A 14,350-nucleotide genomic window follows, 5' to 3' on the forward strand; every position below is an offset into this window, starting at 1 on the left:
GTGACGGTGCGCGGGTGTGTGTTGTTTAGATACCCCCCCCGCCCCCCGGGCCGCGGCCGGGGGGGGGGGGGGGGGGCGCGGGGCCCGGGGGGGGCGCGCGGGCCGCGGCCCGGCCCCCCCGGTGCCGGGCTGTGGGCGGTGCTCACGTACTGAGCGACGGTGCCCCTGCCGCGCCTCAGGAGGAGCCCTCCTCCGGGGTCCCCGTCCCCGGAACGGGCTCCCCCACCCCGGGCTGCCCCGTCCACAGTCCCCGCGCGCGGGCGAGCAGACCGAAGCCGGCGGCCCCGGATCTGCGGTGACCGTGCACCCGGGGGTCGTCCGTGACGTCGTACCGCTTCACGTACGCCCCCAGGAAGGCCTGCAGCGTGGCGACGGCGGGGATGGCGATCAGGGCACCGACGGCCCCGAGCAGCGCGGTGCCCGCGATGACCGATCCGAAGGCGACCGCCGGGTGGATGTCGACGGTCTTCGAGGTCAGCTTGGGCTGCAGCATGTAGTTCTCGAACTGCTGGTAGATCACGACGAAGACCAGCACCCACACCGCGTACCACGGGTTGACCGTGAAGGCGATCAGCATGGGCAGCGCGCCCGCGAGGTACGTGCCGATGGTGGGGATGAACTGCGAGACCAGGCCCACCCACACGCCCAGCACGGGCGCGTACGGCACGCCCAGCACCTGGAGCAGGATGTAGTGCGCGATCCCGGAGATGAGCGCCATGAGGCCGCGCGAGTAGAGGTAGCCGCCGGTCTTGTCGACGGCGATCTCCCAGGCACGCAGCACCTCGGCCTGCCGGGCGGGCGGCAGGACGGAGCAGATGGTGCGGCGCAGCCGCGGCCCGTCGGCGGCGAAGTAGAACGAGAACAGCGCGACCGTCAGCAGCCGGAACAGGCCGCCGAGCACCTGGGCGGAGACGTCGAGTACGCCGGCCGCGCTGGTCTGCGCGTACTTGCGCAGCCAGTCGGAGTGGAGCAGTCCCTCCTGGACGTCCACCCGTCTGAGGTCGGTGTGGAACGTCTGGTTGACCCAGTTGATCAATGAGTCGAGGTACCCGGGGAAGCCCTCGATCATCTTGATGATCTGGCCCGCGAGCATCGAGCCGAGCAGCGTGACGAAGCCCGCCGTCACGATCGTCAGGCCGAGGAAGACCAGGAAGGTGGCGAGCCCCCTGCGCATTCCGTGGGCGGCCATCCAGCTCACCGCGGGCTCTATCGCGAGAGCCAGGAAGAGCGCGATGAGTATGTTGATCAGCAGGCCGGTCAGCTGGTGGAAGGCCCAGCTGCCGAGCTGGAAGACGGCGATGAGGGCGAGCGCGAGCACCATGGCGCGCGGCAGCCAGCGGGGCATGCGGGCGCTCGGCCCGGCGCCTTCGGCCGGGGGCCGGGTGGGCGGCGTCGTACCGAACGGGGATGCGTGCTGGGCGATCTGCCCGGTGTCGTCAGTGGGTGCCACGGTGCAAGTCTCGCCCACGCCGCTGACAGCCCGCCGCCACCCCGTGGTCTTCGCGGCCGGTCAGCGCCTCTCCCCCGGCACGTTCATGACGGTGCAGACCACGCGCCACACGTCCTTGGCCTCCCAGCCGGCGTCCAGCGCCTCGTGCACCGTGCGCCCGCCGAGCTCCGTCATCACGTGATCGCGCGCGAAGGTGTCGGCGTATCCCGGACCGAAGTGTTCCGCCATCCGCTGCCAGAAGACCGTCAACCGCATGACACAAGTATCCCGCCCCTGGGGGTGGGCCGTGCCGGGGGACCGCTTGCCGAGACCGCTTTCCGTCCTACGGTCTGTCGCATGCCCGAAACAGGAGTTTCCCCACTCCCCTCCGCGTCCGCGGCGCGTTCCCCGCTCTTCCGCGCCGAACAGTTCGTCTGGCTCACCGCGCGCGTGCTGGAGCAGCGTCTGTTCGCCTTCCACTTCCTGAACGGCGGTGCCGATCCGGTGGAGACGGCGCTGGACGCCTACCGCAACGAGGACGGCGGATACGGTCACGCGCTCGAACCCGATCTGCGCGGCCCGGTGAGCCAGCCGCTGCACACCGGTCACGCGCTGCGCGTCCTGGACGCCGTCGGGCGGTGCGGCGGCCAGCGGGTGGAGCGCGTGTGCCGCTATCTGACGTCCGTCTCCTCCCGGGACGGCGCTCTGCCGGTGATCCACCCCAGTCAGCGCGGCTACCCGGCGGCGCCGTTCATCCCGATCGTCGACGACCCGCCCAGCGAGCTCCTGGCCACCGGGCCCGTGGTGGGCCTGCTGCACCGCAACGAGGTGTGGCACGCCTGGCTGTTCCGGGCCACCGACTTCTGCTGGCAGGCCGTGGACGCCCTGGAGAAGTCCCACCCCTATGAGGTCGGGGCCGCGGTGGCCTTTCTGGACTCGGCGCCCGACCGCCCGCGCGCGGAGGCGGCCGCGGACCGGCTGGGCCGCCTGGTCCGGGAGCACCGGCTCGCGGCGCTGGACCCGGAGAAGCTCGACGAGTACCCGGTCGCGCCCGGCTACGCCCCGGGCGAGCACCACTTCCCGCACGACTTCGCCAGAACACCGCAGTCCCTCGCGCGCGCGTGGTTCACGGACGACGAGATGGCGCGCTCCTTGGACTTCCTGGCCGCCGAACAGCAGGAGGACGGCGGCTGGCCGGTCCGCTGGCGTCAGTGGGCGCCCGGCACGGCTCTGGAGGCCCGCCCCGTGGTGACGATCGAGGCGCTGCGGACGCTCAGGGCGTACGGCCGGTTCGTGGGCTGACCGAGGCCTCCTCACCCGCCCATGGCCCGTACCCCGGCCGTCACCACCACCGCCGCCGCGACGACGAGCAGGAACGGGGCGCGCAGCACCAGCGCCACGGCGGCCGCCCCGAGCCCCGCGGCCCGGGCGTCCAGCACGAGCGCGTGCCCGTCGGCGAACGTCTGCTGGGCCGTGAGCGCCGCGAGGAGTGCGACGGGCAGCAGGGCGGCGAGCCGTTTGACGAGCGGCCGCTCGAGAGCGCCGGCAGGCACGAGCAGCCCGGCGAACTTGACGGCGTAGCAGCCGAGGGCGGTCGCTCCGATCGCGATCCAGGTGTTCAACGTTCTTCCTCTTGCCTCTCGTGCTGCCTCTCGTGCTGCCTCTCGTACTGCTTCTCGGCCTGCTTCTCGGCCTGCGTCTCGTGCTGTACGTCCCCCGTCTCGTCCTGTACGTCACCGTGCGCGTCGTCACGGGCGGGTTCCCCGCGGCGCCCCGCCACGAAGAGGGCGACCGGCGCGGCGAGCGCGGCCACCAGGACCGGGACGCCCGCCGGCAGCACGGGGAGGAGGCCGAGTCCGAGCAGCACCGCCAGGCCCGCGACCGCCCGCTCGGTGGTGGTCCTGAGCATCGGAGCGAGCAGCGCCAGGAACACGGCGGGCCCGGCCGCGTCGAGGCCCCACGCGTCGGTGTCCCCGATGGCCTTGGCACCGAGCGCGCCGAGCAGCGTGGTGAGATTCCACAGCAGGTACAGGCTGAGCCCCGTAACGGTGAAGCCGAGGCGGGCGCTGCGCCGGCCCGGCTGCGCCAGTGCCACGGCGGTGGTCTCGTCGATCACCCACTGCGCGGCGAACGGCCGCACCGCGCGCGGGAGCGCGAGCAGCTGGGACAGACGCAGCCCGTAGAACGCGTTCCGCACGCCGAGGAAAAAGGCCCCGGCGGCCGCCGTGAGCGGGTTGCCCCCGGCCGCGAGCGCCCCCACGAGGGCGAACTGCGAGGCTCCGGTGAACACCAGGAGGCTGAGCGCACAGCTCTGCAGCAGGCTCAGACCGCTGCCGGCCGCGGTCACCCCGAAGGCGAACCCGGACAGTCCTACGGCGATCCCGACCCCGAGGGCGTCCCGGACGACAGATCGGTCCGGTTTTCCTCCCTCTCCGGTCCGTATGTCTGCGAGAGCTGTTTGTTCTGCCACGCGTCGGACGCTACGGGCGGTCGCCGCTTCGGGTCTTGTACGTTCTTGCGCTCCCGCTGGTAGGCCCCGGGAGGCACGCCGACGATCCGGGCGAAGTGGCGGTTGAGGTGCGGCTGGTCGGTGAACCCGACGGCGACCGCCACCACCGCGGGTGTGGTCCCGGCGTCCAGGAGATGCCGTGCCCGGCGCACACGTGCGTCGGTCAGCCAGGTGTGGGGCGGCATGCCGTAGGCGTCGCGGAACGCCCGCAGCAGTGCGAAGGGGCTGGTCCCCAGGTCGGCGGCCAACCGCTCCAGCGTGGGCGGCTCCGTCATCCGCTCCTCCAGCACGGCACGCGCGCGTGCCGCGGCCCGGGTTCCGGCGGTGCGCACCTCGCGGCGCGGCAGCGGCCCGCCGTTGAGCCGCAGCAGCCTGGTCACGGCAACCCGCAGCAACGTGTCCGCGGCCAGCGCGTTGCCCTCGTCGGCGGCACGCAGCACCCGGTGCACCAGGCTCACGGTGTACGGGTCGTCGAGCACGGGACGGACGAAACCGGGAGTGCCCCGGATGGTGGTGGTCTCGGCCGCGATCCCGGCGACCACCTCGGGTGACGGGTAGACGGCCCCGTAGCGCCAGCCCTCCGGCACGCCGGCCCGCCCGGTGTGCGGGGTGTCCGGGTTGACCAGCGCCAGCGCTCCCGCTCCCGCGTACTGATCGGCTCCGCGGTGGTGGAAGACCTCCACACCGTCGGCGATGGCGGCGATCACGAAGTTCTCATGGGTGTGCCGGACGAAGGTCTTGCGGATGTACTTGGCCCGCAGCAGGTCGACACCCGGCAGTTCCTCGTACTGCCAGTGCCGCGCCAGCTCACCCGAACCCGCCATGAGGTCATTCTCCGGCACACCGCCGGGCCCACCGCCGCCGTCAGCCGACCCTCCCGCCGGGGCCGCCCGAGTTCTCCCAGGTCAGCGGGATTGTCAGTGCCCGGGTGCAGGATGGACGCATGGTCAGCTCCGCACACCGGGCCCTCGACGGCTTCTCCCCCGCGACCCGCGGCTGGTTCACGGGGGCCTTTTCCGCGCCCACCGCGGCCCAGTCCGGCGCGTGGCAGGCCATCCGGGAGGGCTCGGACGTGCTGGTGGTGGCCCCGACCGGCTCCGGCAAGACTCTGGCCGCGTTCCTCGCCGCACTGGACCAGCTCGCCTCGGCACCCCCGCCGGCCGACCCGAAGAAGCGCTGCCGCGTTCTGTACGTTTCCCCGCTGAAGGCCCTGGCGGTCGACGTCGAACGCAACCTGCGCAGCCCCCTGACCGGCATCCGTCACGAGTCCGTGCGTCTGGGCCTGCCCGAGCCCGAGGTCAAGGTGGGCATCCGCTCCGGTGACACGCCGGCGGCCGAGCGCCGCGCGCTGTCCACCCGCCCGCCGGACATTCTGATCACCACCCCCGAGTCCCTCTTCCTGATGCTGACGTCGACCACGCGCGACGCGCTGACCGGCATCGAGACCGTGATCCTGGACGAGGTGCACGCGGTCGCGGGCACCAAGCGCGGCGCGCATCTGGCGCTGTCCCTGGAGCGGCTGGACGAGCTGCTGCCGAAGCCCGCCCGCCGTATCGGGCTGTCGGCGACGGTCCGCCCGGTGGACGAGGTGGCCCGCTATCTCTCGCCCCGCCGCAAGGTGGAGATCGTCCAGCCGCCCTCCGGCAAGGAGTTCGACCTCTCCGTCGTCGTCCCGGTCGAGGACCTGGGCGAACTGGGCGGCTCACCGGTGTCGGACGGCCAGGAGGGCGCGGAGCGGCCGTCGATCTGGCCGCACGTCGAGGAGCGGATCACGGACCTGGTCCAGGCCCACCGCTCGACGATCGTGTTCGCCAACTCACGCCGCCTCGCGGAGCGGCTGTGCAACCGGCTCAACGAGATCGCCTATGAGCGCGCGACCGGGGAGCCCCTGGACGAGCACCACTCACCGGCCCAGCTGATGGGCGGCTCGGGCGCGGCCCAGGGCGCGCCGCCGGTCATCGCCCGCGCGCACCACGGATCGGTCTCCAAGGAGCAGCGTGCCCTGGTCGAGGAGGATCTGAAGGCCGGCCGCCTGCCCGCCGTGGTGGCCACCTCCAGCCTCGAACTGGGCATCGACATGGGTGCGGTGGACCTGGTCGTCCAGGTGGAGTCCCCGTCGTCGGTGGCCTCCGGTCTGCAGCGCGTCGGCCGCGCGGGGCACCAGGTGGGGGCGGTCTCCACCGGCGTGGTCTTCCCGAAGTACCGGGGCGACCTCGTCCAGGCCGCCGTGGTCACCGAGCGGATGCGCACCGGCTCCATCGAGTCCCTGAGGGTCCCTGCGAACCCGCTGGACGTCCTGGCGCAGCAGCTCGTCGCCATGACGGCGCTCGACACCTGGCAGTTCGACGACCTGCTCGCCGCGGTCCGCCGGGCCGCGCCCTTCGCCTCGCTCCCCGAGTCGGCGTTCACGGCCGTCCTCGACATGCTCGCGGGCCGCTACCCGTCCGACGCGTTCGCCGAGCTGCGCCCGCGTGTGGTGTGGGACCGGGTGGCCGGGACGGTCACCGGCCGGCCGGGTGCGCAGCGCCTCGCGGTCACCTCCGGCGGCACGATTCCCGACCGCGGTCTGTTCGGCGTCTTCCTGGCCGGCGCGGATCCCAAGAAGGGCGGCGGCCGGGTCGGCGAGCTCGACGAGGAGATGGTCTACGAGTCCCGGGTCGGCGACGTCTTCACGCTCGGCACCAGTTCCTGGCGCATCGAGGACATCACGCGCGACCGTGTCCTGGTCTCCCCCGCCCCCGGCGTGCCCGGCCGTCTCCCGTTCTGGAAGGGCGACCAGCTGGGCCGCCCGCTCGAACTGGGCCGCGCGGTGGGCGCGTTCCTGCGCGAGGTCGGCTCGCTGTCCAAGGACGACGCGCGGCTGCGCCTGCTGGCCGCGGGCCTGGACGCCTGGGCGGCGGACAACGTCCTGTCCTACCTGGACGAACAACGCGAGGCCTGCGGTCACATCCCGGACGACCGCACGATCGTCGTGGAGCGCTTCCGCGACGAGCTCGGCGACTGGCGGGTGGTCGTGCACTCCCCCTTCGGCGCGCAGGTCCACGCCCCATGGGCGCTCGCGCTGGGCGCCCGGCTGTCCGAGCGGTACGGCATGGACGCGCAGGTCATGCACGCCGACGACGGCATCGTGCTGCGACTGCCGGACGCCGACCTCATGGGCCTGGACCTGCTCGACCAGGAGCCCATGAAGGCGGGTGCCCCCGTCCACACGGCGGCCGACGCCGAGCAGGCCCCGGTCGGCGCGGCGGACGTCGCCTTCGACAAGGGCGAGGTCGACCAGATCGTCACCGATCAGGTCGGCGGTTCGGCGCTGTTCGCCTCCCGGTTCCGCGAGTGCGCCGCGCGTGCGCTTCTGCTGCCGCGCCGTAATCCCGGAAAACGCACCCCGCTGTGGCAGCAACGTCAGCGCGCCGCACAACTGCTCCAGGTGGCGAGCGAGTTCGGCTCGTTCCCGATCGTCCTGGAGGCGGTCCGCGAGTGCCTCCAGGACGTCTTCGACGTCCCCGGCCTCGTCGAGCTGATGGGCGACGTCGAATCCCGCAAGGTGCGTCTGGTCGAGGTCACCACGCCCGAGCCGTCGCCGTTCGCGCGCTCCCTCCTGTTCGGATACGTGGCCCAGTTCCTGTACGAGGGGGACTCCCCGCTCGCCGAGCGCCGTGCCGCAGCGCTGTCCCTGGACTCGCGGCTGCTGGCCGAGCTGCTCGGCCAGGCGGAGCTGCGCGAACTGCTGGACGCGGAGGTGCTGACGGAGCTGGAGCGGGAGCTCCAGTGGCTGACCGAGGACCGCCGCGTCAAGGACGCCGAAGGCGTAGCCGACCTGCTGCGGCTGCTCGGCCCGCTCACGGAGGCCGAGCTGGCCGAGCGCGGCGCGGAACCCCGGTGGGCCCGGGAGCTGGCCGCCGCCCGCCGTGCCATCCGCGTGCGGGTCGCAGGCGCCGACCACTGGGCGGCGATCGAGGACGCGGGCCGTCTTCGCGACGCCCTCGGCACCGCGCTGCCGGTCGGTGTCCCGGAGGCCTTCACCGGGCCGGTCAAGGACCCGCTCGGCGACCTTCTCGCCCGCTACGCGCGCACGCACGGCCCGTTCACGTCGGCCACGGCAGCCGCCCGCTTCGGACTGGGCGTGGCGGTCACGGAGGGCGCCCTGCAGCGGCTCGCCGCGGGCGGCCGTGTCGTGCAGGGCGAGTTCCACCCGGCGGGGATCGGCCAGGAGTGGTGCGACGCGACCGTGCTGCGGAGGTTGCGCCGGCGCTCTCTTGCCGCGCTGCGGCACGAGCTGGAGCCGGTGCCGTCGGCCGCGCTGGCGCAATTCCTGCCGCAGTGGCAGCACATCGGCAAGGGGCACGGTCTGCGCGGCATCGACGGGCTGGTGCGCGCCGTCGAGCAGTTGCAGGGCGCGTCCGTGCCCGCCTCGGCGTTGGAGAAGCTGGTACTGCCGTCGCGCGTGGCGAACTACACCCCGGCGATGCTCGACGAACTCACCGCCGCCGGCGAAGTCGTGTGGGCCGGGGCGGGCGCGCTGCCCGGCAAGGACGGCTGGGTCTCCCTCTACCTGGCGGACGCGGCGCCCCTGCTCCTGCCGCCGCCCCACCCCCTGGAGCTGACCGCCCTCCACCAGTCCGTGCTGGACGCCCTGTCCGGCGGCTACGGCCTGTTCTTCCGTCAGATCGCCGACCAGGTCCGGGCCACCACGCATCCCGACGCCACCGATCCCCAACTGGCCGACGCGGTCTGGGACCTGGCCTGGTCCGGTCGGCTCACGAACGACACCCTCGCCCCGATGCGCTCCCTCCTGGGCTCCGGCCGCACCGCGGGCTCCACGGCCCATCGCGCCAAACGCACGGTCCCACGCGGGCGCTACGGCTCCCTGACGGCGGCCGCCCGCCCCACGTCCCGCACCGGTCCGCCGACCGTCGCGGGCCGCTGGTCCCTGCTCCCCCAGCACGAACCGGACTCCACCGTGCGCGCCCACGCCCTGGCCCGCACCCTTCTCGACCGGCACGGTGTGGTCACCCGGGGAGCCGTCGCCGCGGAGGGCGTCGAGGGCGGCTTCTCCGCCGTCTACCGGATCCTGTCCGCCTTCGAGGAGAGCGGCCAGGCACGGCGGGGTTACGTCGTGGAGGGGCTCGGGGCCGCCCAGTTCGCGATGGACGGGGCCGTGGACCGGCTGCGCGCGGTGGCGAACGCCCGCGAGCGGGGCGACGGCATGCCCGGCGGGGGCGTCGGCACCGGCGCCCCCGCGGACTTCGGCCCCTCCGCCGGCCACTCCGACGGCGCCGCCTTCCCCGCCTCCTTCGACCCGGCCGGTGCCGGACTCGACCTCGGCGGCCTCGACGGTGACTTCGACTGGCCGGCGGACGAGCGCGCCGCACCGGGCGACTACGTCTCCCCCAGGGACTTCGCCTCGCCCGGCTACGGCGGCCCCCGGGGCGGCTCCGCCGCGCCGGGCGGTTCCGGGTACGGCGATCGCCGCACCCGTACCGGCTCCGGCGACACGAGAGCCGTCGTCCTCGCCGCGGCCGACCCCGCCAACGCCTACGGCGCCGCTCTGTCCTGGCCCGAGCCGCCGACCGGAGCCGGACACAAGCCGGGCCGCAAGGCGGGTTCACTGGTGGTGCTGGTGGACGGCGAGCTGACGCTCTACATGGAACGCGGCGGCAAGACCCTGCTGGCCTGGCCCGCCGCACCGGACACCGCGGCCACCGACGATCCCCGCCTCCGGGCCGCCGCGGAGGCCCTCGCGGCGGCCGCCCGCGCGGGCACCCTGGGCACGGTCACGGTGGAGCGGGTCAACGGCGCCTCGGCCCTGACCTCCCCCATCGGCACCCTTCTGGAAGGGGCAGGCTTCATCGCGACACCGCGCGGACTGAGGCTCAGAGCATGATCGGCACGGCAGCGGCCGGACGAGCGGCATGTCACCCTTGACCCATGCCCGAGGGTGACACGGTCTGGCAGAGCGCACGGCGGCTGCACGACGCGCTCGCGGGCAGGGTGCTGACCCGCAGCGACCTTCGTGTGCCCAAGTACGCCACGGTCGACCTCACCGGCCGTACGGTCCTGGACGTCACCCCGCGCGGCAAGCACCTGCTCACCCGCGTCGAGGGCGGCCTGACACTGCACTCGCACCTGAGGATGGACGGCTCCTGGCGGGTCTACGACAGCGGCCAGCGCTGGAGCGGCGGCCCGGCCCACCAGATCCGGGCGATCCTCGGCAACGAGGACCGCACCGCGGTCGGATACCGCCTCCCCGTCCTCGAACTCCTGCGCACCACCGAGGAGTCCCGTGCCGTGGGCCACCTCGGGCCCGATCTTCTGGGGCCCGACTGGGATCCCGACCGGGCCTTGGCCAACCTTCTCACCGACCCCGGCCGCCCTCTCGGCGAGGCCCTGCTCGACCAGCGCAATCTCGCCGGCATCGGCAACGTCTACAAGAGCGAGCTCTGCTTCCTGCTCGGCGCCACCCCCTGGCTCCCGGTGGGCGCCCTGCCCGCCGACCGGGCCGCCAAGCTGCCCGCGCTCGCCAAGAGGCTCCTGGAGGCCAACCGCGACCGCCCGGTGCGCAGCACCACGGGCCTGCGCGGCCAGGACCTCTTCGTGTACGGGCGCGCGCCCCGGCCCTGCCTGCGCTGCCGCACCCCGGTCCGTGCGGCCGACCAGGGCGACGGCTCCCGGGAGCGCCCCACGTACTGGTGCCCGGCCTGCCAGCGGGGCCCCGCCCCGGCACCTGGATCTGCGCGGGCCCGCCGATTCCGTCCCCGCACAATTGATTGACGGTCCGTCAGAAAAACTCGTACGGTCCCTTCATGGCCCTCAAGGTGTACGACCTCACCGGACGCACCGCATTCGTCACCGGCGCCGCCGGCGGCATCGGCAGGGCCTCCGCCGTCCTGCTCGCCGAGGCGGGCGCGACCGTGCACTGCGCAGACCGGGATGCGGAGGGCTTGGAAGGCACTGCCGCCCTCATCAAGGAACGGGGCGGCAGCGCCCGGACGCATCTCCTCGACGTCACCGACCGGGCTCAGCTCGCGCAGGCCGTCCGGTCCTGCGAGCACCTGGACGTGATGGCGGCGATCGCCGGAATCATGCACAGCAGCCCGGTCCTCGAGACCCGGGACGAGGATCTCGACCGGGTGATGAACGTCAACTTCAAGGGGGTGCTCCACGCCTGCCAGGAGGCGGCCCGGCTGATGCTCGACCGCGGCACCGCGGGCAGCATCGTCACCATGGCCTCGGGAGCCGTCGACGCCGGCGGACCCGGACTGCTCTGCTACGGCGCGGCGAAGGCGGCCGTCGTCCAGTTGACGAAGACCCTCGCGAACGAGGTCGGCCGGCACGGCATACGAGTCAACGCGGTCGCCCCGGGCTGGGTCCGTACACCCATGACGGAACGCCACGACCGCCAGAGTCAGGCGCACATCGAGACGCGGATGGCTCGTATGTCGCCACTCGGCCGGGTCGGCGAACCGGACGACATCGCGCACGCCGTGCTGTATCTCGCCTCCGACGCCTCATCGTTCACGACGGGTCAGATCCTGCGCCCCAACGGGGGCGTGGCGATGCCGTGGTGACGTTCGTGGCGCTTCCCACCTGCCAGGCGGCCACCCACCGCCCCGCTCCCACGGCCCCCGCGGCCCGCATCTTCGGCACACAGTGCACCGGCAGCAGGCTCAGCCCCCACCCGCCGGCCGCCACGGCGTCCTCCAGCACACCCGTGTCCGCCCCCGACGCGAGCCGCAGCACAGCCCACCACCACACCGCCCCGAACCCGAGAACAGCCCCCCACCGCACGGTCCGCACTATCCGCCCCACCATGGCCGCCACCTCCAGCCGGACGCTAGAACGCCGCCTCGCGCTCCGGGGAGGCGCACCAACGGCTCACTGATGCAACGCCGGACACAGAACCACGGGAGGGCGAACGGCAGTCGGCGCCCGGGGACGTCGTCACGCGTTCTCCGCCTGGAACATCCAGTGGTGTTTCTCGAGATCCGCCGTGACCGTGATGAAGATGTCCTGGGACACGGGATCCGGCTCGGCGGTAGCCTGCACTCGCTCTCGCATCCGCGTGATCACCCGCCCGAGCGCATCCACGAGCGTCCCCACCGCGTCCGTGTCCTTGATCCAGCCCGAGGGCGTCGATCCGATGCCGCTGCTCGCGGCCACCGTGGCGGCGCGTCCGTCGGGCGGGACACCGAGCGTCGACGCCCGCTCCGCCACCGTGTCGGAGTGCGCCCGCGCGGAGTCGACCACCTCGTCCAGCTGAAGGTGGATGGACCGGAAGCGGGGACCGACGATGTTCCAGTGCACCTGCTTGGCGACCAGGGACAGGTCCAGCAGATCGACGAGGGCGCCTTGCAGCGCCTCGGCCACGGTCTTCCGGTCCTGGTCGGACAGCGGGCTCTTCACGACGTACATGCGTATCCTCCGTCGGCTCTGCGCCACGTCCCTCCACCATGACCGCCCCACCCGGTACCGGCAAATGGACGCAAACAGGACCACCGGTGGGTGTGAGCAGAGATGTGGGCGGGCACACGAAAGCCCCGACCGCGCTCCCCGGGGCTTCCCCGAGAAGCCCCGGCCGGGGCCTCACACGTGTTGTGTCACAGAGCCACGCGCGTGAACGTCACGCGGCGACCACGTCCACCGCTTCGGCAGGCGCCTTGATGGTCACCCGCTCCGGTGGCACACCGGTCACCGAGACGGAACCCAGCATCGGGCGAACCGGCGTGGGCACGGGCTCGGTGGCCGCGGCAGACTGGGCAAGCTCGGCGAGGGCGAGCTCGTCGCTCACTTCCCGCATGAGCTCGGACATCCGTACGTCAAGCGCGTCGCAGATGGCGGCGAGCAGTTCGGAGGAAGCCTCCTTCTGCCCCCGCTCCACCTCGGAGAGATAGCCGAGTGAGACTCGGGCGGACGAGGAGACTTCGCGCAGAGTACGGCCCTGGCGTTGGCGCTGCCGACGCAGCACGTCACCAAGCAGGCGACGGAGCAGAATCATCGGTGGCTCCCTCCTCGGACCGCGTAGCCGCATCCTTCACGCCCCACCGTACCGCCTCGCGCCGCGGCCGTGCGGGGAGCGATGTCGTGTTCACTCAGGGCTGCAAACATCAAAACCCCCCGTTCTGTTCCGTATCCTGTGCCCGCTCATTCCCGGTCTGTTCGCCCGCAAGCTCTCTCAGGAGCAGTGCGAGTACGCTCCGTACACTCTCCATACGAATTTCCGCGCGGTCGCCGTTCAACCGCAGGGCCGCGACTTTTCCGCCACCGGCGGAACCGGAATCCGCTCCGAGGGGCCCGTCGACGGCCACGAAGACCGTCCCGACGGGCTTGCCGTCCTGCGGCTCGGGGCCTGCGACACCGGTCGTCGCGAGGCCCCAGTCGGCGCCCAGCGCCTTCCGCACTCCGGCCGCCATCTGGGCCGCGACCTGCGGATCCACCGCTCCGGACTGCGCCAACAGGGTGGCGTCGACACCCAGCAGCTCATGCTTCAGTCCGGTGGCGTAGGCGGTGACCGAACCCCGGAAGACCTTGGAGGCGCCGGGGACCTTTGTGATCTCCGCCGCAACCAGGCCGCCGGTCAGCGACTCGGCGACGGCGAGCGTCTCGCCCTTCACCGTCAGTAGTCGCACCAGTTCGGCGGCCACGGAACTCACGCTTCGGACTCCTCCGACGCCGCCTTGCGCTCGGCGATTCCCCGCCTGCGCAGCACAATGGCTTGTCTCACATAGTCGAGCCCGGTCACCACGGTCAGGACGACCGCCACGGCCATCACCCAGAACCTCAGGCTCGCCAGCCACCCCGTCAGTGCCAGCACGTACATCCCCACGGCCACGCCCTGGGTGAGTGTCTTGAGCTTGCCACCGCGGCTCGCGGGAATGACCCCGTATCGGATGACCAGGAAACGCAGCAGTGTGACGCCCAGCTCCCGGCCGAGGATGACCGCCGTCACCCACCACGGCAGGTCGCCCAGCGCGGAGAGACAGATCAGCGCCGCGCCCATGATCGCCTTGTCGGCGATGGGGTCGGCGATCTTCCCGAAATCGGTGACGAGGTTGTAGGTCCGCGCCAGGTGGCCGTCGAACAGGTCGGTGATCATGGCGATGGCGAAGGCGGCCCAGGCGAGCGAGCGCCACGCCGGGTCATAGCCGCCGTCGGCGAGCATCAGTGCCACGAAGCCGGGGACGAGGACCAGCCGGAGCATGGTCAGCAGGTTGGCCACGTTCCAGAGGCTGGCCTGGTTGACGGCCGCGGCCGCGATCTTCCCGCCACGGGCGGGCTTGGCCCCGCCCTGTGATTCGGAAGTCTCGGCACAGGCCGAGGAAGCCGTACCGGACGCGGAAGCGGGGGGGGGGGGCGCGCGGCGCCGCCGCCCGGCGGGCGGGGGGGGGGGCGCCCCCGCCCCGCCCCGGCGCCCC

The 14,350-nt window shown here is 72.8% G+C and carries 14 protein-coding genes; 4 read left to right on the top strand and 10 right to left on the bottom strand.

Translation table 11 applies throughout. The features are described from left to right. Window positions 1-175: 175 nt before the first annotated feature. Both ACFW2E_RS08665 and ACFW2E_RS08670 read right to left on the bottom strand, forming a co-directional pair. Window positions 176-1,450 (bottom strand): AI-2E family transporter, encoded by a 1,275-nt coding sequence (locus tag ACFW2E_RS08665; protein ID WP_384463422.1) that lies wholly within the window; start codon window positions 1,448-1,450, stop codon window positions 176-178. A gap of 60 nt (window positions 1,451-1,510) precedes the next feature. Then, on the bottom strand, window positions 1,511-1,705 hold the full coding sequence (locus ACFW2E_RS08670) for a DUF3046 domain-containing protein (protein WP_384463425.1): 195 nt from the start codon (window positions 1,703-1,705) through the stop codon (window positions 1,511-1,513). 81 nt (window positions 1,706-1,786) lie between these two features. Here ACFW2E_RS08670 and ACFW2E_RS08675 point away from each other — a divergent pair, with 81 nt between their 5' ends. Then, a complete protein-coding gene (locus ACFW2E_RS08675) occupies window positions 1,787-2,731 on the top strand; it encodes a hypothetical protein (protein WP_384463428.1) in 945 nt (314 codons plus the stop codon). A gap of 11 nt (window positions 2,732-2,742) precedes the next feature. Here ACFW2E_RS08675 and ACFW2E_RS08680 read toward each other — a convergent pair whose 3' ends face one another. From ACFW2E_RS08680 to ACFW2E_RS08690, 3 genes are read right to left on the bottom strand one after another with little or no spacing between them, the layout of a single operon-like run. Next, the gene (locus ACFW2E_RS08680; RefSeq protein WP_384463431.1) at window positions 2,743-3,051 is read right to left on the bottom strand and encodes an AzlD domain-containing protein; all 309 of its coding nucleotides are present in this window, start codon (window positions 3,049-3,051) and stop codon (window positions 2,743-2,745) included. Next, on the bottom strand, window positions 3,048-3,899 hold the full coding sequence (locus tag ACFW2E_RS08685) for an AzlC family ABC transporter permease (RefSeq protein ID WP_384463434.1): 852 nt from the start codon (window positions 3,897-3,899) through the stop codon (window positions 3,048-3,050). Before ACFW2E_RS08685 ends, ACFW2E_RS08680 begins: the two co-directional genes overlap by 4 nt. Continuing rightward, entirely contained in the window at window positions 3,800-4,762 is a 963-nt protein-coding gene (locus tag ACFW2E_RS08690) for an AraC family transcriptional regulator (RefSeq protein WP_384463437.1), read from the bottom strand. Before ACFW2E_RS08690 ends, ACFW2E_RS08685 begins: the two co-directional genes overlap by 100 nt. Window positions 4,763-4,881: 119 nt before the next feature. On the opposite strand from ACFW2E_RS08690, the gene ACFW2E_RS08695 reads away from it, so the two are divergent. From ACFW2E_RS08695 to ACFW2E_RS08705, 3 genes are read left to right on the top strand one after another with little or no spacing between them, the layout of a single operon-like run. Beyond that, a complete protein-coding gene (locus ACFW2E_RS08695; protein ID WP_384463440.1) occupies window positions 4,882-9,822 on the top strand; it encodes an ATP-dependent helicase in 4,941 nt (1,646 codons plus the stop codon). Between the two features lie 44 nt (window positions 9,823-9,866). After that, window positions 9,867-10,709 (top strand): DNA-formamidopyrimidine glycosylase family protein, encoded by an 843-nt coding sequence (locus ACFW2E_RS08700; protein ID WP_384463443.1) that lies wholly within the window; start codon window positions 9,867-9,869, stop codon window positions 10,707-10,709. A gap of 32 nt (window positions 10,710-10,741) precedes the next feature. Further along, window positions 10,742-11,506, top strand: coding sequence for an SDR family NAD(P)-dependent oxidoreductase (locus ACFW2E_RS08705; protein ID WP_384463446.1), 765 nt, complete (start codon window positions 10,742-10,744; stop codon window positions 11,504-11,506). On the opposite strand, the gene ACFW2E_RS08710 is transcribed toward ACFW2E_RS08705, so the two are convergent. The 5 genes from ACFW2E_RS08710 to pgsA form a co-directional block, all read right to left on the bottom strand. Then, window positions 11,454-11,750 (bottom strand): hypothetical protein, encoded by a 297-nt coding sequence (locus ACFW2E_RS08710; RefSeq protein ID WP_384463449.1) that lies wholly within the window; start codon window positions 11,748-11,750, stop codon window positions 11,454-11,456. The two genes, ACFW2E_RS08705 and ACFW2E_RS08710, sit on opposite strands and share 53 nt — an antisense overlap. 129 nt (window positions 11,751-11,879) lie before the next feature. Then, complete coding sequence (locus tag ACFW2E_RS08715) at window positions 11,880-12,350, bottom strand: Dps family protein (protein WP_384463451.1); 471 nt, start codon at window positions 12,348-12,350, stop codon at window positions 11,880-11,882. A 208-nt stretch (window positions 12,351-12,558) separates the two neighbouring features. Further along, window positions 12,559-12,933, bottom strand: coding sequence for a helix-turn-helix domain-containing protein (locus tag ACFW2E_RS08720; RefSeq protein ID WP_053666341.1), 375 nt, complete (start codon window positions 12,931-12,933; stop codon window positions 12,559-12,561). Between the two features lie 109 nt (window positions 12,934-13,042). Further along, window positions 13,043-13,588 (bottom strand): CinA family protein, encoded by a 546-nt coding sequence (locus ACFW2E_RS08725; RefSeq protein WP_384463454.1) that lies wholly within the window; start codon window positions 13,586-13,588, stop codon window positions 13,043-13,045. Further along, window positions 13,585-14,350, bottom strand: a 766-nt coding sequence (gene pgsA, locus ACFW2E_RS08730; protein ID WP_384463457.1) for a CDP-diacylglycerol--glycerol-3-phosphate 3-phosphatidyltransferase, incomplete at its 5' end; no start/stop codon positions are given. The genes pgsA and ACFW2E_RS08725, both read right to left, overlap by 4 nt.

Origin of the sequence: Streptomyces sp. NPDC058964 (genome assembly GCF_042741275.1) — a bacterium.
GTDB lineage: Bacteria > Actinomycetota > Actinomycetes > Streptomycetales > Streptomycetaceae > Streptomyces.